We start from the raw sequence: 20200 nt of genomic DNA on the forward strand, positions 1-20200 counted from the left end.
GCCTATCAATGAATGAATTCCAACCTTTAGCCAGCGCCGCCGGGATGACCGTCGGCCTTGCCGTTTGTGCGCTGATCCTCGGCCTGGTGCTGGCGATGATTTTCGCTGTCTGGGAATCCGCACCCTGGAAGCCGCTCAGCTGGCTGGGCACCGCGTGGGTCACCGTGCTGCGCGGCCTGCCGGAAATTCTGGTGGTGCTGTTCATCTATTTCGGCTCCTCACAGTTGCTGATGGTGCTGGCCGATGGCTTTAGCATCAATCTCGGCCTGTTTGCCATTCCGATCAAGTTGCCCATCGAGAACTTCGAAGTCAGCCCGTTCGTTTGTGGCGTGATCGCCCTTTCCCTGCTCTATTCCGCCTATGCCTCGCAGACATTGCGTGGCGCGCTGAAAGCCGTACCGCAGGGCCAGTGGGAATCCGGTCAGGTGCTGGGCATGAAAAAATCGGCGATTTTCTTTCGCCTGATCATGCCGCAAATGTGGCGTCACGCGTTACCGGGCCTGAGTAATCAGTGGCTGGTGCTGTTGAAAGACACCGCGCTGGTGTCGCTTATCAGCGTGAACGATCTCATGCTGCAAACCAAAAGCATTGCGACCCGCACTCAGGAGCCGTTTACCTGGTACGTGATTGCGGCGTGCATTTATCTGCTTGTCACCCTGTTCAGCCAGTTCGTGATTAAACGCATCGAACTGCGTACCACCCGCTTTGAACGGAGTGCTTCGTGATGTGGGAATATTTACCTGAAGTCCTCAAAGGATTGCACACCAGCCTGACGCTGACCGTGGCGGCATTAGTGGTGGCGCTGATACTGGCCATGCTGTACACCGTGATCCTGACGCTGAAAGTGCCGGTCGTCAGCCAGATCGTGAAAGCCTATATCACGCTGTTTACCGGTACTCCGCTGCTGGTACAAATCTTCCTGATTTACTACGGTCCGGGCCAGTTTCCGTCGATCCGTGAAATTCCCTGGTTGTGGGAAGTGCTTTCACAGCCGTGGCTTTGCGCGATGTTTGCGCTGGCGCTGAACAGCGCGGCGTACACCACGCAGCTGTTTACCGGCGCGGTGCGGGCCATCCCGTCCGGCCAGTGGCAATCCTGTGAAGCGCTGGGCATGTCGAAACCGCAAACCCTGCGCATTCTTCTGCCGTACGCGTTTAAACGTGCACTCTCGTCCTATTCAAACGAAGTGGTGCTGGTCTTTAAAAGTACCTCACTGGCTTACACCATCACCCTGATGGATGTGATGGGCCACAGCCAGCTGATGTATGGCCGCACCTACGATGTGATGGTGTTTGGCGCCGCAGGCCTGGTCTATCTTTGCGTGAACGGGTTACTGACGCTGATGATGCGTCTGATAGAACGTCGCGCGCTGGCCTTTGAACGCCGCAACTGATTCTGATATGCAAAACGAAAGGGACGAGAAATCGTCCCTTTTTTTACATCCAAATTTCGGCGCACATTCTGCTTTATAATTTTTTAATCAAATTTATTGCATATAAATTCATTTGATGGCACTTTAAACGAAGCCTCACTTCCTGCCAGTTAGCCGATTACATTAATAAAATCAGTAAACTGTATCATGAAGGGAATGTCATTTTTTGAACAGGAATGTATTGCATGAAAAAGCTGATCCTCGCTGCCCTCTTGTCTGCCACTGCTTTTGCCGCCACCGCTGCGGATACGATTCGTTTCGGCACATCGGCGACTTATCCGCCGTTTGAATCGATCGGCGCTGACAATCAGATTATTGGTTTTGATATCGATCTGGCGAACGCGCTGTGCAAGCAGATGCAGGAAACCTGCACCTTTACCAATCAGCCTTTTGACGGCCTGATCCCGGCACTGAAATTCCGTCGTTTTGACGTGATCATCTCCGGGATGGATATCACCGAAGAGCGCAGCAAGCAGGTGACGTTTACTCAACCGTACTACGCCAATACCGCGATGATCATCGGGCCGAAGGGCAAATTCTCTTCAATGGCCGATCTGAAAGGGAAACGTGTCGGGCTGGAAAATGGCACCACGCACCAGAAATACCTGATGGAAAAACACCCTGAAATCACCACCGTCGGTTATGACAGCTATCAGAATGCGATTCTGGATCTGAAAAGTGGTCGTCTGGATGGCCTGCTGGGCGATACGGCGGTGCTGAATGGCTGGCTGAAATCCAACCCGAATTTAGGCGAAGTTGGCGAGCTTATCAAAGACCCGCAATACTTTGGTACCGGTGTCGGTATGGCAGTGCGTCCTGATAATAAGGAACTGCTGGCGAAGCTGAACGCGGCACTCGAAGGCATTAAAGCGAACGGCGAATTCCAGAAGATTAATGACAAGTGGTTCCCCGCTCACTGATTTCTGTCTGAACCTTCTTTAACAGCCGTCTTAAAAGACGGCTGTTATGCGTAACATCTCTCAAAAATGCAAACCAGCTAAAGTTATTACATTCAAAAAGTGACATCCGTCACACTTAGTTCATGAAATGACTTCTACACTGTGAAACCGTAACTACTTCGAGATCGAATGTTTATGCACGCACGTTTTCACACCGCCTTTGCGGCACTCCCTGAAAATCTGTCCTCCGCGCTTGAGCCGCTTTTGCGACATGATGACTTCCCGGCAATGCTCACCGCGGCTGACGTTGCGCATGTAAAACAGGCGACCGGACTGGACGACGACGCACTGGCCTTTGCGCTGTTACCTCTGGCAGCGGCCTGTTCCGTTACCCCGATATCGCATTTCCACGTCGGCGCGATTGCACGCGGCATCTCCGGCAACCTTTATTTCGGTGCCAATATGGAGTTCGCCGGTGCGCCAATGCAGCAAACCGTTCACGCGGAACAGTCTGCGGTCACGCACGCCTGGCTGCGCGGCGAAACACGTCTGGCTTCCATCACGGTGAATTACACGCCTTGCGGCCACTGCCGTCAGTTTATGAACGAACTGACCAGCGGCACGGCGCTGGATATCCATCTGCCGGATCGTGATGTCGCCACACTCGGCGATTATCTGCCGCACTCTTTCGGGCCAAAAGATTTAGACATCACCACCCTGCTGATGGACAAGGTCAATCACGGTTATCAGCTCGAAGGGGCTGACTCACTGGCTCAGCTGGCGCTGGATGCCTGCAATCAGAGCCATGCGCCTTACAGTCAGTCGCACAGCGGCGTGGCGCTGGAAACCCACAGCGGCAAACAGTTTGGCGGCCGCTACGCCGAAAACGCCGCATTCAATCCGGGCCTGCCTCCGCTCCAGGCGGCACTGATCCTGCTGAATATGTCCGGTGAGGATTGCCTGAAAGTACGCCGCGCCGTGCTGGTGGAAAACGCCGGTGCGCTTATCACGCAAAATGACGCCACCCGCGCCACGCTCAACGCCATCGGCTGCGGGGACGTCACCACCCTGACCTGCTGATAATTCGTGATCGGCATAACACTAATGACTACGTTGCCGTAGTCATTAGTTACATAACAGTGCCAGATTTGAATTCCCCGTTTCCTCTCTGTTACCCTCATGCCTCTAAAATATAAAAATTAACATTCTGAGCACCGGAAGAGTAAAACGATGGAACTTGAATACGAAAGTAAACGCCCCCTGTATATCCCGCATGCCGGCCCTATCCTGTTAGAATTTCCGTTACTGAATAAAGGCAGCGCGTTCACTGAAGAAGAACGCAACAACTTCAACCTCCACGGTCTTTTACCCGAAGCGGTGGAAACCATTGAAGAGCAGGCAGACCGCGCCTACCGTCAGTTTCAGAATTTCAAAACAGATATCGATAAACACATCTATCTGAGAAACATTCAGGACACCAACGAGACGCTGTTCTACCGTCTGCTGGACAGTCATCTCAGCGAAATGATGCCGGTCATTTACACGCCGACCGTGGGTGAAGCCTGCGAGCATTTCTCTGATATTTATCGTCGCGCCCGTGGCCTGTTCATCTCCTACCCGAACCGCGCGCACATCGACGACATGTTGCAAAACGCCACCAAACAGCACGTTAAAGTGGTGGTCGTGACCGACGGCGAACGCATTCTTGGCCTGGGCGACCAGGGCATCGGCGGCATGGGCATTCCGATCGGTAAACTGTCGCTGTATACCGCCTGTGGTGGCATCAGCCCGGCCTACACCCTGCCGGTGGTGCTGGATGCCGGTACCAATAACCCGCAACTGCTCAATGACCCGCTGTACATGGGCTGGCGTCATCCGCGCATCACCGGCGAAGAGTACGATGCCTTTGTGGATCAGTTCATTCAGGCGGTGAAAATTCGCTGGCCAAATGTGCTGCTGCAGTTCGAAGATTTCGCCCAAAAAAATGCGATGCCGATCCTCACCCGTTACCGCGATGAGTTGTGCTGCTTTAATGATGACATTCAGGGTACCGCGTCCGTGGCGCTGGGCAGCCTGATTGCTGCCAGCAAAGCCGCCGGTGGCAAGCTGAGTGACCAGACCGTTGCGTTCCTCGGTGCAGGTTCTGCCGGTTGCGGGATCGCCGAGCAAATCGTCGCACAGATGAAATCCGAAGGTCTGAGTGAAGAAGAAGCGCGCGGAAAAGTCTTCATGGTAGATCGTTTCGGTTTACTGACCGACAAACTGCCGAACCTGCTGGATTTCCAGAGCAAGCTGACGCAAAAAAGCAGCACGCTGACCGGCTGGGGAATGGAAAATGACAGCATTTCACTGCTGGATGTGGTGCGCCACGCCAAACCTACCGTGCTTATTGGCGTCTCCGGCCAGCCGGGGCTGTTCACTGAAGAGATCATCCGTGAGATGCACAAACACTGTGCGCGCCCGGTGGTCATGCCGCTGAGCAACCCCACTTCCCGCGTGGAAGCCACACCGGCGGATATCCTGAACTGGACCGACGGTGCCGCACTGGTCGCCACCGGCAGCCCGTTTGCCCCGGTCAATTACAAAGGCAAACTCTATCCTATCGCGCAGTGTAACAACTCCTTCATCTTCCCTGGTATCGGGCTGGGTGTCATCGCCTCGGGCGCAACCCGCGTCACCGATGGCATGCTGATGGCCGCCAGCCGCACGCTGGCCGAGTGTTCCCCGCTCGCTACGGAAGGCAAAGGTTCTCTGCTGCCGGACGTGGATGATATTCAGGGCGTCTCAAAATGTATCGCGATGGAAGTCGCCAAAGCCGCACAACTGCAAGGTGTGGCGATGGTAACCTCAGAAGATACGCTGTCAAAAGCGATCGAACATAACTTCTGGGCTCCTCAGTACCGCACGTACAAACGTACGTCGTTCTGACGGAGTAATCAGACCGACCTGATCCTGACCAATGCCTTGTGCATTGGTCTTTTTTTTGGCGAAAAATGCAACTCTCTACGCATATCACTAAGTAATTCACTGAAAAGCGCTGAAAAAAACGGCGAAGCCCGAGGATGCAGACTTCAACGTATTGCGTCACCCTGACAGGTACAGTAGCCTTGGATCCGATTTCCATCCGATCATAAACAGGGATAACTATGATTAAGCGAATTATAGCTGGCATTACCGGCATCTTTATTCTGATGCTGGCGGTCGCTATCGGGCTTGATCGGTGGATCAGTTTGCGTACGCAACCCTACATTTATGACGAGGTGCAGTCGTTACCGCACCGTCAGGTCGGCGTGGTGCTCGGTACCTCCAAATACTACCGCACCGGCGTTATCAATCAGTATTATCTCTACCGGATCCAGGGCGCGATCAACGCTTACAACAGCGGCAAAGTGAAATATCTGCTGCTGAGCGGTGATAACGCACAACAAAGTTACAACGAACCGAGCACCATGCGTCGTGACCTGATTGCCGCCGGGATCCCTTCCAGCGACATCGTGCTCGACTACGCCGGTTTCCGCACCCTCGATTCCATCGTGCGTACCCGCAAGGTGTTCGACACCAACGATTTCATCATTATCACCCAGCGCTTCCACTGCGAACGCGCCCTGTTTATCGCCCTGCACATGGGCATTCAGGCGCAATGCTTCGCCGTGCCTTCTCCGAAAAATATGCTCAGCGTGCGCAGCCGTGAGATCTTCGCCCGCCTCGGCGCGCTGACGGATTTGTATTTGCTCAAACGCGAGCCGCGCTTCTTAGGCCCGCTGATCCCGATCCCCGCCATCCACAACGTTCCCGATGATGCTCAGGGCTATCCTGCCGTCACGCCGGAGCAGGTTCTGGCATTGCAGCAGCAACTGGAAGCCGAGAAAAAGGCCGCCGTCGCCAAAGCGGCAGCCGAAAAGGCCGCTGCTGACAAAGCCGCAGCCGATAAAGCCGCGGCGGATGAAGCGCAAAGACTGAAAACGGAACAGGAAGAGAATGACGCGGCGCAGGATGAAACCGAAGAGGTTGAGCCAGCGGCGAAGCCCGAACCGGCGAAACCGGTGGGCAGAAATCCTTTCAGGCAGTGATCGCATGACCACACCCTCCCTAGCAAAGGAAGAGCGAGTGACCTCCCGTCTTTCTTCGCCAAAACAAAAGGCCGCATAAGCGGCCTTTCTTTTACTGCCCGATATCTTATTTCTTCTTGGCGTACTTCAGGGAATCCAGCGCTACCGCGAAGATGATGATGCTGCCCTTGATGATGTACTGCCAGTACGGGTTGACGCCGATATACGTCAGGCCGTAGTTGATGACGGTGAAGATCAGTACCCCGGTCACCACCCCTGCCACAGAACCTACACCACCGGCGAATGACACGCCGCCGACCACACAGGCTGCGATGGCATCCAGTTCATACATAAAGCCGAGGTTGTTGGTCGCACTGCCGATACGCCCTGCTTCCAGCAAACCGCCGAACGCATAGAACACACCAGACAACGCATAAATCATGATCAGGTTTAACGGAACGTTAACGCCGGAGACTTTCGCCGCTTCCGGGTTACCACCGATAGCAAAGATGTTTTTACCAAAGCGGGTTTTGTTCCACAGCACCCAGACGAAACCGATAGCGATCAGCGCGTAGAAGGTGATGTAGGAGATTTTCAGACCGCCCAGATGGATAAAGCCCTGAGCAAACTGTGAGAAGCCCGGATCAAAACCGGCCACCGGTGAGGAACCCACATAGTCGTAATACAGTGAGTTAATCCCGTAAACGATAATCATGGTGCCCAGGGTGGTAATAAACGGGGTCACGTTCAGGTAGGCGATGATCACGCCGTTGAGCAAACCAATCAGCGCGCCAACGATACACACGGTCAGAATAACCAGCGGGATCGGCACCACGTCAAGATGCGGGAAGACCTTGTTCACGTTGTCCATCGCCTGCAGCATGGTGGCCGCGACAACAGCCGCTAACCCCACCTGACGCCCGGCTGACAGGTCAGTACCCTGCGTGACAATCAGACCCGCGACGCCCAGTGCGATAATAACGCGCACGGAAGACTGCGTCAGAATGTTACTTAAGTTGACCAGACTGAGGAAACTTGGATCCTGGATGATAATAATGGCCAGCAGGACCAATAACACCACATAAATCCCGCCCTCTTTTAAATAAGTGAGCACACTTTTCTTATTTAATGCTTTCATAATAAGAACCCTTAAAAATTAGAGATGCAAGGAAGCCAGGCGTAAAATTTCGTTCTGCGAGGTATGTTTGGTTTCAACAATACCCGCAACCTGTCCATTACTCATAACCAATATTCTGTCAGTAATACCCAGCAACTCCGGCATTTCAGAGGAGATAATAATGATCCCCTTTTCTCTTTTCGCCAACTCGGTGATTAACTGGTAAATTTCAAATTTCGCCCCAACGTCAATCCCGCGCGTCGGTTCGTCCAGCATCAATATTTCCGGCTTGGTGAGTAACCAGCGCCCGATAATGACTTTTTGCTGATTCCCGCCAGACAATGAACCAATACTGGTTTTATGCCCCGGCGTTTTTACCCGCATGGAGTCGATAACCCATTGGGTATCGCTTTTCATTCGGGCGGTATCGAGCAAGCCGACTTTATTTTTATATTGACGAATATTTGAAATCAGCGAGTTAAAACCAATATCCAGATACGCATAGATACCGGTAGAACGTCGTTCTTCCGTCACCAGCGCAAAGCCGTGGTTAATGGCTTCATTCGCACTGTGATTATTAATTTTTTTGCCGTGCAGTTTAATGGTTCCGGAGACTTTCTCACGAATACCAAATAACGTCTCGACGATATCCGTACGCTTTGCACCCACTAATCCGGCGATCCCCAGAATTTCACCTTTGTGCAAATCAAAGGAAATATCACGGATCGACGGCTGGCGCATTGAGGTCAGATTGCGCACTTCGAGGATAACTTCACCCGGCACATTCAGTCGGTCAGGGAAACGCTGGCTCAGTGAACGACCGACCATCATGGAGATAATTTTATCCATGTCGAGGCCTTCCAGCGGCTGCGTGATGATCCACTGGCCGTCGCGCAGGATGGTGATTTCATCGCACAGCTGGAAAATTTCTTCCATCTTATGAGAGATATACACGATACCGCAGCCGCGATCCTTCAGCTTACGGATGATAGTGAACAGATGGTTCACCTCTTTTTCCGTCAGCGAGGAAGTGGGTTCGTCCATGATGACGATTTTTGCATTGTAGGAAAACGCCTTGGCGATTTCGATCATCTGCATCTGCGAAACGGACAATTTACCGACCTTGTCGCGCGGGTCGATATCGATGTCCAGCTCGTCAAAAATCGCTTTAGTGTCTTTGTACATTTTGTCCTGATCGACAAAAATGCCTTTCGTCGGGTAACGTCCCAGCCACATGTTGTCCATGACGGTACGTTGCAACACCAGGTTTAATTCCTGATGCACCATCGACACGCCCGTTTCGAGCGCTTCTTTTGAACTTTTAAAATTGACTTCCTGTCCCTGAAAAAGAATCGTACCGGAGTCTTTGCTGTAAATCCCAAAAAGGCATTTTAATAATGTGGATTTACCGGCGCCATTTTCACCCATCAGGGCATGAATAGAGCTGGGGCGCACTTTTAAATTCACATTATCCAACGCCCTGACGCCAGGAAATGATTTATTGATACCACTCATTTCCAGCAGGAATTCGTCCGGCTTTTCTGTTGGTGTGTCAGATAACGAATTATCGGCCATAGTTATACCTGGCTAAAGATAAAAATAAACGGGTGTATTAATACCTGATGTCAGCCCTGCGTGCGGTCAGTAAACTCACCACACGCAGGGCGACATGACGTCCTGTCAGATAAGCATTAACGTCTAATAACACTTAGTCTTTATTTACGGCTTAACCGCAATTATTTATGCCACTGCTTAGCTTTGTTTTTTATTGCTGTCTGTCTTTACTGCTTGTGCCGTATTTTTTATTTCACGAAAGAAGACAGGTTGTCTTTATCTACCGCTACGTAAGGAATACGAACCACTTTATTTTCGAGCTTCCAGTTGGTGCCATCGGCGGCTGGTTTACCTGCGGCCAGATTTCTTGCCAGATCAAACGTGGCTTTCGCCTGGTTGTTGGCATCGTTAAGCACGGTACCGGCCATCGCACCGGATTTCACCAGCGCCAGCGCTTCTGCCAGGGCATCCACACCGAAGACCGGAATGCTGGATTTGTTATGAGATTTCAGTGCTTCTACTGCGCCCATTGCCATGGCGTCGTTGTTGGCAATAACCACTTCGATTTTGTTAGCATTCGGACCAGACAACCATGCATCCATCTTGTCTTTCGCCTGTGCGGTATCCCACATTGCGGTATCAAGTTGCAGCTGGTCAGTTTTCAGGCCTTCTTTGCCATTCAGAGTGCTGATGACGTATTTGGTACGCGCTTCAGCATCCGGGTGGCCCGGTTCGCCTTTGATCAGCACATATTGGATCACGCCGTCTTTGTTCAGATCCCAGGCCGGGTTCGCTTTCCAGTGCTTAGCAATCAGCTCGCCCTGGATAACGCCAGACTCTTTAGAGTCAGTACCGACGTAGTAAGCTTTATCGTAGCTGTCGAGATCTTTACGGGAAGGTTCTTTGTTATAGAAAACAACCGGAATGCCAGCGCCGCGGGCTTTCTCGATGATGACCGGGGCTGCAGCCGGGTCAACCAGGTTGATGGCTAACGCCTTCACACCCTTCGCCAGCATCACGTCTACCTGGTCATTCTGGGTGGACTGGCTGTTTTGCGAGTCATTCATCAGCAGTTGCACATCTGGCGTCGCTTTCGCATCTTTCTCGATGGCTTTACGAACTTCAGACATGAAGTTGTCGTCATATTTATAGATGGTGACGCCAATTTTAGTGTCAGCAGCATGCGCGGCAAAACCAAACATCATGCTTGCAGCCAGAGTCGCCAGGGTGAAGACCTTCTTATTCATTTGTATCTCCGGTTATGTAGGGTGTTACAGAATTTGGCACCGGAACTCCATGCGGGAGCAGTACAGTTCCACATCATGTTTGTGGGTGCCTGCCATCCTTGACCTGTCACGTCCTGACTCGCTGTGAAACCAGTCCGGTGATCCGGACTCAAAGTGAATCATGTTGAAAACGAATGAATCATAATGTGCGCGATGTTAATAAACTGTGAAAGTTCTCACAGATTGAAAACGGTTACATCGCGTTATTTGATCAATAAGTGACGGGCGCCACATTTTGCCACGGCGCAACCGAGTGGCGTCTGACCAGCGTCGGCATAAAACAGTGGGAAATGCCTTCTGACAGCTGTTCTGCCGCCCCTTTCAGCGCCAGTTCTGTCGCCAGGGTCGCCATAGAAACAATCGGATAGCGAACTGTGGTCATTTTCGGGCTGGTGTAACGGGCGATCGGAATATCATCAAAGCCCACCAGTGAAAAATCAGCCGGCACATTAATTCCGTTTTCTTTCAACACTGCCATGGCACCGGCGGCCATTGAATCGTTGTAGGTAAACACCGCGCTGAGGTGCAGATTACGCCCCAGCAGCTCCACCATGGCCGCTTCGCCCCCCTGCAGATCCGGGGAACCCTGCGCACGCCAGATGGCAGGCGGTGGCTCGGATGTCTGATGTGCCTGCGTCAGCGGCTGCGTCATCGCCTGTAAATACCCCTGATAACGCTGCACATCGTCCTCAATAGCGTGGCTGGAACCGATGTAACCAATGCGCTGATGCCCCTGCGAAAGCAGTAAACGGGTCGCCATTTCCGCGCCGCTGACGTTGTTAAGCCACACGCAGCGGTGCTCGTAGCCGGGGATCACCCTGTTAATCAACACCATACCGGAAACCTGATCCATAAAGCGCGACAGCTCGTCATCGCCCAGCGCTTTGGAATGCACGATCAGCGCGTTACAGCGTTGACGAATCAACACTTCAATGGCGTGCCTTTCTTTTTCAGCAATATGATAGCTGTTGCCTATCAACACATATTTTTGATGTAACTGCGCGACGGTATCCACCGCTTTCACCAGCGCACCAAAAAAGGGATCGGACACGTCCATGACCACCACACCGATGGTATCGCTGCTTTGGGTCGCCAGCGCCTGAGCATTGGCATTAGGCCGGTAACCTAAGGTTTCAACAGCGCGCAGCACCTGTTCACGCGCCTCTTTACTGGCAATAGAAGGATTGTTCAGAACGCGGGACACGGTGGCGACAGACACCCCCGCGAGCCGGGCGACATCACGAATGGTGACCATGCGTCGCTCCGTGATCTGCCAGGGTTTGGTAAGGAGGAATACGGAAATTAATCACCCAGGAGGTAAGTAATGCAGATAAAGAGAAGCGAGGTGAAGTGCTCATGGCGTTTCCTTATTAGAGTAGTGGTCGTCAGACTGGCACGACCGCTATCCTAATCATTTTGAGGAAACGCCTGCGTGAATCTCGTCACAGGAAAGAAAACGTTTACATACAATTATGCAACGTCCATCCCAAATCTATCATTTAGGATGATGTGACAGTACAAAAATCAGTCAACCTTGAGTTCAGTGCCCGATGCGCGAAGCGTCAGTTTACGCCACAGCCATTCGACCGGACCCTGACGGAAGTGCCGTAACCACAGCAGCGTCACCAGCAGATTGCACGCCCACACCAGCGGTACCAGCGCGACCAGTTGCAACCTGTCGAAGTGCATAAAGAAGCCGAACACATTGAAGAACGTGGTGCAGATGAGGGTCTGTAACAGATAGTTGCTCAGCGCCATGCGCCCGACCTGCGAGATCCAGTGAGTGATACGCCAGCCGGAAATCACCGACCAGAAACCGTAGCACAGCGCCAGATAGCTGACAGCCTGCATCAGCGAGCCGATTTCACGCGGCACCTGTAACAGAAAACCGCTCCAGCGATAGTCCCAGCCGGTCTTCCATTGCATATAAATCGCCGGGATCTGAATGAGCAATGAAAGCGGTAACAGTGCCGCAGCCACTTTACGATAATGCGACTCGCGAAATTCCCCTTTCAGCCAGCCACTGCGCATCAGCCCTGCCCCTGTCATCATCGCCCCCGCCAGCTCCCAGCCGTATTGCGCGCCAATCGCCAGCAGGCTTGAAGACAACAAGTCGAGCCGGTTTTGAATCGCTTCCCAGCCGCCTTTCAGCTTCCAGAACTGTTCATATTGGATCTCTGCCGGGCCGGGCATCCAGAATGTGCCCGGTGAAGGTGAAGTGATCAGGCCGAGCATCGCCAGCACGGCCACGCCAATCAGATACAAAATGATGCCGGTGGAAATCATCGACTGGCTGCTGCGCCCTTCCCGCACCATGCGCCAGCACACCAGACCAATCAGGCCGTAAGAAAGCAGAATGTCGCCGTCCCACAGAAAAATGGCGTGCAGAAATCCGCATAACAGCAACAGCGATAATCGCGCCTGGATCCAGTGTTTGCCGCGTGGCAGCAGTAAATACAAGCCGCCGCCGAACAGCATCGCGAACATCATCAGGAATTTACCCTGCGCCACGGCGTCGAGCACCGCCCAGGTCCAGACGTCTGACGTTGAAGGTGCACCGGCAAAACCGGGATTCAGGTAGGCGGCCTTCGGCAAGCCAAAGGCACTGATATTGAGCAGAAGAATGCCAAAAATGGCGAGGCCACGGGCAAAATCGAGCGTGGCAATACGTGAGCGCATACCAGACGTTCCTGTTAGATAAGGGGGCAAAAAGTTGCGGGCTTCAGACAGACTAACGGCACCCGTAAGGTGCCGCAATATCAAACTTTCTGACCGGTTAACGCGCCGCCGCTTAGCTGGCGTGTCTTACGGTACGCAGGAATTCCTGACGCGTATTCTGGCTCGATTTGAACAGTCCGCCCAGCGATGTGGTGGTGGTGGCGCTGGTCGCGTCCCGCACGCCACGCGCTTTCACGCAGTAGTGCACGGCATCAATAGAGACAGCCACGTTGGTGGTGCCAAGCAACGTTTGCAGTGCCACCAGAATTTGCTGGGTCAGACGTTCCTGAACCTGCGGGCGCTGGGAGAAGAACTGCACGATGCGGTTGATTTTCGACAGGCCGATCACCGTATCTTTCGGGATATATGCCACGGTCGCTTTGCCGTCGATGGTCACAAAATGATGTTCACAGGTGCTGGTCAGGGTGATGTCACGCACCGTCACCATTTCATCCACTTTCATCTTATTTTCGATGACGGTGATTTTTGGGAAATTGGCGTAATCCAGCCCGGAGAAGATTTCATCGACATACATTTTCGCGATGCGGCTTGGCGTTTCCATCAGACTGTCGTCGGAGAGATCCAGATTGAGAAGCTGCATGATGCCGGTCATGTGTTCCTGAATACGCTGTTTGCGCGTCTCATTGTCGATCGGCAGCGCTTCACGCAAAGGGGTTTCCAGACCACGGGCTAACAGGGCATCGTGAACTAAAATGGCTTCTTTACTCAGGGTAGGCATTCTTTCTTCTCCGGCAGATGTAATCACTTTGACGCAGATCACGCTAAAGTGAGGTGGCTTACTGTAGTGGAGAGCGGATTCAGAATCCAGTGATTGTGTTTCATGATGGATGAAATCGCCGCAAGTTATCAGCGGCGGCGAAACACCAGAGCACCTGCAATAATAAATCCTGCCAGGGCGACATACAGCGCAGGTTCCAGACGGTGCGTGAGCGCCGTAGAGATGGCCGACAATATCGGGCCACACAATTGCCCCACGGCGTAGCCGGTGGTCAGCAGCCCCGCCATGTAACGGCTATGATTCGGCGCCAGTTCGCGGCTGCATTGTAAGGCCAGTTGCACCACGCTCAGGAACCCGCCGCCGGTCAGTAACGCCCCCAGCACCAGCCCGCTGACGCCCGGCACCACTTCCGCACATAAAATCCCCAGCGCCTGGATCCACAATGTCAGCGCCAGACGCCGGTGAGTGGTCAGGCAATGACGCGTCAAAATCCCTATCACAATGCCAATGACCGCCGCACCGCCGAACACCGGCCAGACAAACTGTGCAAACAGGCTGTCAGGAAAACGGGCATTCGCCATCTGCGAAAGAAAAGTGGCAGGCAGAATGTAGCCGAACCCCGCCAGACTGTAGCTCCACACCAGGCGTTTCAACGCGGGCGTCATCACCAGCGGTTCCGTTGCCACGTGCGAACGGTGCAAATCTCCCTTACGCGGCAGATTCGGCGTGATGATCGCCACGAAAATCAACGCCAGCACGCCGTATACGCACCAGGCCTGCGCCGAACTGAGCTGCAAACTGTGAATGCCCACGGCTAACATGCCGCTCAGGAAAATCCCCGCGCCCGGCCCGGCAAACACCGCCGCGCTCATTGCCGGACGGCCATAGTGCGCCAGCCGCTCATTACACCACGCCGACACCATCACCATCGCCCAGCCGCTGGTCCAGCCAATCATAAACCGCACAATGCTGTGCAACACTTCGCCGGAAATCACCGCCGACAGCAACGTCAGCACCACCCCGCCCCACACGCCGAGCCAGAGACGACGCTCAAGGTGGCGGGTCGCCCGCATGGCATCAAAAGCACCACACAGATAACCGAGATAATTGAACGCGGCCACCAGCCCCGCACCGGTCAGGCTGAACTGATGTTCAGCTATCATTAAAGGAACCTGCGGCGTAAAGGCAAAGCGCCCGATGCCCATCGCGACCACAAAGGCCAGAAAACCACTTAACGCAATACGAAAAGCCATAACCGCTCCGAAAGGTGAAACCGCGACGCAACATTATAGAAACAGTGGGTAAACATACTGAAAGCGGATCTCCGTTAACAGTGCCTTTCTGAAAAAGAAAGTTGTCATGCATGATGCAGTAAAGTTACAATCACGAAAACTGAATAATACAAACCAAGTTGTTTACGATAAGAGAACACAGGAACTCATCATGGATCTCACCCAGTTGCGAATGTTTTGCTGCGTGGCAGAAACGGGCTCACTGGCGCGTGCGGCAGAGCAGTTACATCGCGTGCCGTCAAACCTGACCACCCGTCTGCGCCAGCTCGAACTCGAACTGGGCACTGATTTATTTATCCGTGAGAAGCAGCGCATCCGCCTTTCCGCGATGGGCCATAACTTTCTTAATTACGCCGAGCGTATTCTGGCGCTGAGCGAAGAAGCGATGAGCATCACGCACGCAGGCGAACCCGCCGGGAACTTCGCTTTAGGCTCAATGGAAAGCACCGCCGCCACCCGTCTGCCGTCACTGCTCGCGGCCTATCATCAGGCGTACCCGCAAGTGGCCCTTTCGCTGGTCACCGGCACGTCCGGCGAGATCATCGACAGCGTGCGGGCAGGACGTCTTGCGGCTGCGCTGGTCGACGGCCCGATCGACTTTGACGATCTCAACGGCTGTATTTCGTATCGTGAACGGATGGTGGTGATCACCCCGCCGGGCGAATCGCCCCTTGAAGCCCCCGCAGGCCGCAGCGGCCATACCGTTTTCGCCTTCCGCCCGAGCTGTTCCTATCGCCAGCGTTTACAGGGGTGGATTAAGCAGATGAATGTGCCGGTGGCGAACACCCTGGAAATTCAGTCCTACCATTCCATGATGGCGTGCGTTGCCAGCGGTGCGGGCATCGCCATGGTGCCGCGATCGGTGCTGGAGCAACTGCCCGGCCACGAGCGCGTAAATATTCACGAAATCCCGGATGAATTCGCCGATACCGCCACCTGGCTTATCTGGCGGCGGGATGCTTTCAGCCCCAACGTGCGGGCGCTGAAAGAACAGATCATCGTACAAAATGACGGGGTGGTCCCGTTACTGAAACACCCGCTTGCCGGTGAACATGACCCGGCACTGCATCCCACCTATTAAGTAAAAACACCTGACTGGAGCTACATAATGAAAATGATCAAAACGCGCGCGGCCGTCGCCTGGGGCCCGAATCAACCTCTTTCCATCGAAGAAGTGGATTTGATGCCACCGCAAAAAGGCGAAGTGCTGGTGCGTATCGTCGCCACCGGTGTTTGTCATACTGATGCTTACACGCTGTCCGGCAAAGATCCGGAAGGCGTATTCCCGGCGATCCTCGGCCATGAAGGCGGCGGCGTGGTGGAAGCGGTCGGCGAAGGCGTCACCACTCTGGCGGTGGGCGACCATGTGATCCCGTTGTACACGCCGGAATGTGGCGAGTGTAAATACTGTAAATCCGGTAAAACTAACCTGTGTCAGGCAATCCGCACCACGCAGGGCAAAGGCCTGATGCCGGATGGCACCACGCGTTTCTCTAAAGATGGCAAGCCGATTTTCCATTACATGGGCACGTCCACGTTCTCCGAATACACCGTAGTACCGGAAATTTCACTGGCGAAAATCAACAAAGAAGCGCCGCTGGAAGAGGTCTGCCTGCTGGGTTGTGGCGTCACTACCGGTATGGGCGCGGTCATGAACACCGCAAAAGTGAAGAAAGGCGACACAGTGGCGATCTTCGGCCTCGGCGGTATCGGTCTTTCTGCGGTGATCGGTGCCGTGATGGCGGGCGCAGGCCGCATTATTGGTGTTGATCTGAACACCAGTAAGTTCGATCTGGCACGCAAACTTGGCGCAACCGACCTGATCAACCCGAAAGATTTTGATAAGCCGATTCAGGAAGTGATCGTCGAAATGACCGACGGCGGCGTGGATTTCTCCTTCGAATGCATCGGTAACGTCAACGTGATGCGTTCAGCGCTGGAATGCTGCCATAAAGGCTGGGGCGAATCCGTCATCATCGGCGTGGCCGGTGCGGGTGAAGAGATCTCCACCCGTCCGTTCCAGCTGGTGACAGGCCGCGTATGGCGCGGTTCCGCTTTCGGTGGCGTCAAAGGCCGCAGCGAATTGCCGGGCATTGTGCAGCGTTATCTGGATGGCGAATTCGCCCTCAACGATTTCATCACGCACACCATGCCGCTGGAAGACATCAATGAAGCCTTTGATTTGATGCACGAAGGTAAGTCGATCCGTACGGTGATTCATTTCAACAAGTAAGGAAGTGTCGATGAGCAGCTCAATTGAACTCCTCGAAGAACACCGGATGTTTGGCGGCTGGCAGCAGCGCTACCGCCATTCCTCGGCGAGCCTGAATTGCAGCATGACGTTCAGCATTTACCTGCCGCCAGCGAAGGACGACACGCCGCCGCCGGTGCTGTACTGGCTGTCGGGCCTGACCTGTAATGACGAAAACTTTACCGTTAAAGCCGGGGCGCAGCGCGTCGCGGCAGAACTCGGTCTGGTGCTGGTGATGCCGGATACCAGCCCGCGCGGGGAAGGCGTCGCCAACGATGAAAGTTACGATCTCGGTCAGGGTGCAGGCTTCTATCTGAACGCCACGCAGGCGCCCTGGGCGGCCCATTACCGGATGTACGATTATCTGGTGGATGAACTGCCTGCGCTGATTAACAGCCACTTTAAGGTCAGCGATCGTCAGTCGATTTCCGGCCACTCCATGGGCGGCCACGGGGCATTGATGCTGGCATTGCGTAATCCGCAGCGTTTCCTTTCCGTGTCTGCTTTTGCGCCGATCGTCAATCCGTCACAGGTGCCATGGGGGCGTAAAGCTTTCAGCGCGTATCTGGGGGATGACGAAAGTCAGTGGCTGCAATACGACAGTTGCCACCTGCTGAGCTCACTGCCAGCGGATCAGTACCCGTTCCCGATTTTAGTCGATCAGGGCGACGGTGATCAGTTCCTGGCGGATCAGCTGCAACCCTCAAAACTGGCAGAAATCGCCCGTCAGCGCGGATGGCCGTTACAGCTGCGCGCGCAGCCGGGTTATGACCACAGTTACTTTACGATTGCATCATTTGTGGAAGATCACCTGAGATTCCATGCGGAGTTTTTGCATCCGAAGGTGTGAGTGCGTAAGGCCTTTCGATGCTGAGTGAGAAACTTTCGGTTTCTCAATAACGGTTACCACGTTGCAATGAGTGCATAAATCGGCCAGAGAGGGCATGACAGCCCTCTCTGGCATTTCCACGTCTTAATCTCCCCGCTGCGCAACCCCTTAATTCTTCAGTTTTGGATCCAGCGCATCCCGTAATCCATCGCCCAATAAATTAAACGCCAGCACGGTCAGGAATATCGCCAGGCTTGGGAATATGGCCACGTGCGGCGCCATGACCATGTCAGCGCGGGCTTCGTTGAGCATCGCGCCCCACTCCGGCGTTGGCGGTTGCGCGCCCATGCCGAGGAATGACAGGCTGGCCGCGGTGATAATCGACGTGCCGATACGCATGGTGAAATAGACCACGATCGAGGAAAGCGTGCCGGGCAGAATGTGGCGGAAGAGGATCGTGGCGTCTGAGGCGCCGATGCTGCGTGCAGATTCAATGTAGGTCTGCTGTTTTAGCACCAGCGTGTTGCCACGCACCAGCCGCGCGAACGCCGGGATGCTGAATATCGCCACGGCAATGATGACGTTCGACATGCCGTTGCCCATCACCGCCACCACGGCGATCGCCAGCAGAATACCGGGAAAGGCGAACAATACGTCGCAAACGCGCATGGTGATGCGATCCCACCAGCCTTCGTAATATCCCGCCAGCAGTCCGAACACCGTGCCGATCGCCGCGCCAAGCACCACAGAAAGTACGCCCGCCGTCAGTGAAATCCGCGTCCCCATCAGAATACGGCTAAAAATATCGCGCCCGAGAGAATCGACGCCCAGCCAGTGAATCATTGACGGGCCTTCGTTCAGCCGGTCGTAATCAAAGTAATTTTCCGGATCAAAGGGCACCAGCCACGGCGCAAGAAGCGCCGCTGCAATCAGCAGCAGGATAAAAACACCCGCTATCATCGCGATATGCTGACGGCGAAAACGACGCCAGAACGCCTTCCACGGCGTCCTGACAGATTGCGCGCTGGCCGTTTGTGCAGTGACCATCGGCAGACCCGCGAGTACGGCATTTCGCCGCCAGTTTTTCATGCGCTTGCTCACTTGTATCGGATGGAAGGGTTAATCACGGCGTACAACATGTCCACCAGCAGATTGATCAAAATGAATTCCAGCGAGAACAGCAACACTTCGGCCTGGATCACCGGGTAATCACGCATCTCCACCGAATCCACCAGCAACCGCCCTAACCCCGGCCAGTTGAAGACTTTTTCTACCACAATCGAACCGCCGAGCAGGAAACCAAACTGCAACCCCATCATGGTGACCACCGGGATCATCGCGTTACGCAAGCCGTGTTTGACGACCACAAACCCCTCGTGGACGCCCTTCGCGCGCGCGGTGCGCATGTAATCTTCCTGCATCACTTCGACGAACGAGGCGCGGGTAAAGCGCGCCATGATGGCCGCCACCGCCGCCCCCAGCGTAATGGAAGGCAGAATGTAGTGTTGCCAGGTGTCGGCGCCCACGGTCGGCAGCCAGCCCAGTTCGACGGAGAACACCTGCATCAGTAACATGCCCAGAGCAAAAGCCGGAAAGGAAATACCGGAGACGGCCAGCGCCATACCGAGACGATCGGGCCAGCGGTTGCGCCAGACGGCTGACACCACGCCAATCACCAGCCCGAAAATCACAGACCACACCATGCTGGTCAGCGTCAGCCAGAACGTCGGCATAAAACGGGAACTGATTTCATCGATCACCGGGCGCTTCGACACCATCGAGTGGCCGAAATCGCCGGTCAGCGCATTGCCGAAGAAAGTGAGAAATTGCTGATACAGCGGCTTATCCAGCCCCAGATCCTGACGCACCAGCGCCACAACGCTGGCATCCGCGTCCTGACCGGCCATCAGCCGTGCCGGATCGCCGGGCAAAAGATGAACAAATAAAAAGACCAGCACGGCCACGATCAGCAGTGTGGGGATCAATCCAAGCAGTCGTTTTAGAAAATAATTAAGCATGATTCGCTGTCTGTGA

The 20200-nt window shown here is 54.2% G+C and carries 18 protein-coding genes; 9 read left to right on the forward strand and 9 right to left on the reverse strand.

The features are described from left to right. Window positions 1-8: 8 nt before the first annotated feature. From artQ to sanA, 6 genes are all read left to right on the forward strand, one after another. Window positions 9-725, forward strand: a complete 717-nt coding sequence (gene artQ, locus ACQZQY_RS18910) for an arginine ABC transporter permease ArtQ (RefSeq protein ID WP_056769200.1) — start codon at window positions 9-11, stop codon at window positions 723-725. Then, entirely contained in the window at window positions 725-1393 is a 669-nt protein-coding gene (artM, locus tag ACQZQY_RS18915; RefSeq protein ID WP_431296200.1) for an arginine ABC transporter permease ArtM, read from the forward strand. Before artQ ends, artM begins: the two co-directional genes overlap by 1 nt. A 224-nt stretch (window positions 1394-1617) precedes the next feature. Next, complete coding sequence (locus ACQZQY_RS18920; RefSeq protein WP_431296201.1) at window positions 1618-2352, forward strand: arginine ABC transporter substrate-binding protein; 735 nt, start codon at window positions 1618-1620, stop codon at window positions 2350-2352. Window positions 2353-2526: 174 nt separating this feature from the next. Continuing rightward, window positions 2527-3411 carry a cytidine deaminase gene (cdd, locus tag ACQZQY_RS18925; protein WP_122095603.1) on the forward strand — a complete coding sequence of 295 codons (885 nt, stop codon included), beginning with the start codon at window positions 2527-2529 and terminating at the stop codon, window positions 3409-3411. A gap of 150 nt (window positions 3412-3561) precedes the next feature. Next, complete coding sequence (locus tag ACQZQY_RS18930; RefSeq protein ID WP_183847654.1) at window positions 3562-5259, forward strand: NAD-dependent malic enzyme; 1698 nt, start codon at window positions 3562-3564, stop codon at window positions 5257-5259. 218 nt (window positions 5260-5477) lie between these two features. Next, the gene (gene sanA / locus ACQZQY_RS18935) at window positions 5478-6401 is read left to right on the forward strand and encodes an outer membrane permeability protein SanA (protein ID WP_431296202.1); all 924 of its coding nucleotides are present in this window, start codon (window positions 5478-5480) and stop codon (window positions 6399-6401) included. A 106-nt stretch (window positions 6402-6507) separates the two neighbouring features. Here the strand turns inward: sanA and mglC are convergent, their stop codons facing one another. From mglC to ACQZQY_RS18970, 7 genes are all read right to left on the reverse strand, one after another. Next, a complete protein-coding gene (gene mglC, locus ACQZQY_RS18940; RefSeq protein ID WP_056769191.1) occupies window positions 6508-7518 on the reverse strand; it encodes a galactose/methyl galactoside ABC transporter permease MglC in 1011 nt (336 codons plus the stop codon). A gap of 18 nt (window positions 7519-7536) precedes the next feature. Next, the gene (gene mglA / locus ACQZQY_RS18945) at window positions 7537-9072 is read right to left on the reverse strand and encodes a galactose/methyl galactoside ABC transporter ATP-binding protein MglA (RefSeq protein WP_056769190.1); all 1536 of its coding nucleotides are present in this window, start codon (window positions 9070-9072) and stop codon (window positions 7537-7539) included. Window positions 9073-9299: 227 nt separating this feature from the next. Next, window positions 9300-10298 (reverse strand): galactose/glucose ABC transporter substrate-binding protein MglB, encoded by a 999-nt coding sequence (gene mglB / locus ACQZQY_RS18950; RefSeq protein WP_056769188.1) that lies wholly within the window; start codon window positions 10296-10298, stop codon window positions 9300-9302. Between the two features lie 250 nt (window positions 10299-10548). After that, complete coding sequence (gene galS / locus ACQZQY_RS18955; RefSeq protein ID WP_056769186.1) at window positions 10549-11592, reverse strand: HTH-type transcriptional regulator GalS; 1044 nt, start codon at window positions 11590-11592, stop codon at window positions 10549-10551. A 269-nt stretch (window positions 11593-11861) separates the two neighbouring features. Then, window positions 11862-13016, reverse strand: a complete 1155-nt coding sequence (gene yeiB / locus ACQZQY_RS18960; RefSeq protein WP_122094717.1) for a DUF418 domain-containing protein YeiB — start codon at window positions 13014-13016, stop codon at window positions 11862-11864. Between the two features lie 112 nt (window positions 13017-13128). Beyond that, the gene (folE, locus tag ACQZQY_RS18965; RefSeq protein WP_056769184.1) at window positions 13129-13794 is read right to left on the reverse strand and encodes a GTP cyclohydrolase I FolE; all 666 of its coding nucleotides are present in this window, start codon (window positions 13792-13794) and stop codon (window positions 13129-13131) included. 128 nt (window positions 13795-13922) lie between these two features. Beyond that, on the reverse strand, window positions 13923-15047 hold the full coding sequence (locus ACQZQY_RS18970) for a YbfB/YjiJ family MFS transporter (RefSeq protein ID WP_056769182.1): 1125 nt from the start codon (window positions 15045-15047) through the stop codon (window positions 13923-13925). Window positions 15048-15237: 190 nt separating this feature from the next. On the opposite strand from ACQZQY_RS18970, the gene ptrR reads away from it, so the two are divergent. Genes ptrR through fghA form a run of 3 tightly spaced genes read left to right on the forward strand, consistent with a single transcriptional unit; the run spans window position 15238 to window position 18187 of the window. Further along, window positions 15238-16167: a putrescine utilization regulator PtrR gene (gene ptrR / locus ACQZQY_RS18975; RefSeq protein WP_056769180.1), complete on the forward strand. Its 930-nt coding sequence runs from the start codon at window positions 15238-15240 to the stop codon at window positions 16165-16167. A 27-nt stretch (window positions 16168-16194) separates the two neighbouring features. Next, entirely contained in the window at window positions 16195-17319 is a 1125-nt protein-coding gene (locus tag ACQZQY_RS18980) for an S-(hydroxymethyl)glutathione dehydrogenase/class III alcohol dehydrogenase (protein ID WP_122094711.1), read from the forward strand. 10 nt (window positions 17320-17329) lie between these two features. Further along, window positions 17330-18187, forward strand: coding sequence for an S-formylglutathione hydrolase (gene fghA / locus ACQZQY_RS18985; protein ID WP_431296203.1), 858 nt, complete (start codon window positions 17330-17332; stop codon window positions 18185-18187). A 147-nt stretch (window positions 18188-18334) separates the two neighbouring features. On the opposite strand, the gene gsiD is transcribed toward fghA, so the two are convergent. Together gsiD and gsiC are read right to left on the reverse strand one after the other, a co-directional pair. Continuing rightward, window positions 18335-19255, reverse strand: a complete 921-nt coding sequence (gsiD, locus tag ACQZQY_RS18990) for a glutathione ABC transporter permease GsiD (protein ID WP_122094707.1) — start codon at window positions 19253-19255, stop codon at window positions 18335-18337. Between the two features lie 8 nt (window positions 19256-19263). Beyond that, window positions 19264-20184: a glutathione ABC transporter permease GsiC gene (gsiC, locus tag ACQZQY_RS18995; RefSeq protein ID WP_056769173.1), complete on the reverse strand. Its 921-nt coding sequence runs from the start codon at window positions 20182-20184 to the stop codon at window positions 19264-19266. Window positions 20185-20200: the final 16 nt, after the last annotated feature.

This window comes from Rahnella sp. PAMC25559 (assembly GCF_050632365.1).
GTDB lineage: Bacteria > Pseudomonadota > Gammaproteobacteria > Enterobacterales > Enterobacteriaceae > Rahnella > Rahnella rivi.

Coding starts and splice junctions, on each gene's coding strand:
- ACQZQY_RS18930 (WP_183847654.1), top strand. CDS start 3,562: ATGGAACTTGAATACGAAAGTAAACGCCCCCTGTATATCCCGCATGCC.
- sanA (WP_431296202.1), top strand. CDS start 5,478: ATGATTAAGCGAATTATAGCTGGCATTACCGGCATCTTTATTCTGATG.
- ptrR (WP_056769180.1), top strand. CDS start 15,238: ATGGATCTCACCCAGTTGCGAATGTTTTGCTGCGTGGCAGAAACGGGC.
- artM (WP_431296200.1), top strand. CDS start 725: ATGTGGGAATATTTACCTGAAGTCCTCAAAGGATTGCACACCAGCCTG.
- gsiD (WP_122094707.1), bottom strand. CDS start 19,255: ATGAAAAACTGGCGGCGAAATGCCGTACTCGCGGGTCTGCCGATGGTC.
- galS (WP_056769186.1), bottom strand. CDS start 11,592: ATGGTCACCATTCGTGATGTCGCCCGGCTCGCGGGGGTGTCTGTCGCC.
- folE (WP_056769184.1), bottom strand. CDS start 13,794: ATGCCTACCCTGAGTAAAGAAGCCATTTTAGTTCACGATGCCCTGTTA.
- ACQZQY_RS18920 (WP_431296201.1), top strand. CDS start 1,618: ATGAAAAAGCTGATCCTCGCTGCCCTCTTGTCTGCCACTGCTTTTGCC.
- mglC (WP_056769191.1), bottom strand. CDS start 7,518: ATGAAAGCATTAAATAAGAAAAGTGTGCTCACTTATTTAAAAGAGGGC.
- ACQZQY_RS18980 (WP_122094711.1), top strand. CDS start 16,195: ATGAAAATGATCAAAACGCGCGCGGCCGTCGCCTGGGGCCCGAATCAA.
- yeiB (WP_122094717.1), bottom strand. CDS start 13,016: ATGCGCTCACGTATTGCCACGCTCGATTTTGCCCGTGGCCTCGCCATT.
- fghA (WP_431296203.1), top strand. CDS start 17,330: ATGAGCAGCTCAATTGAACTCCTCGAAGAACACCGGATGTTTGGCGGC.
- mglA (WP_056769190.1), bottom strand. CDS start 9,072: ATGGCCGATAATTCGTTATCTGACACACCAACAGAAAAGCCGGACGAA.
- cdd (WP_122095603.1), top strand. CDS start 2,527: ATGCACGCACGTTTTCACACCGCCTTTGCGGCACTCCCTGAAAATCTG.
- ACQZQY_RS18970 (WP_056769182.1), bottom strand. CDS start 15,047: ATGGCTTTTCGTATTGCGTTAAGTGGTTTTCTGGCCTTTGTGGTCGCG.
- gsiC (WP_056769173.1), bottom strand. CDS start 20,184: ATGCTTAATTATTTTCTAAAACGACTGCTTGGATTGATCCCCACACTG.
- artQ (WP_056769200.1), top strand. CDS start 9: ATGAATGAATTCCAACCTTTAGCCAGCGCCGCCGGGATGACCGTCGGC.
- mglB (WP_056769188.1), bottom strand. CDS start 10,298: ATGAATAAGAAGGTCTTCACCCTGGCGACTCTGGCTGCAAGCATGATG.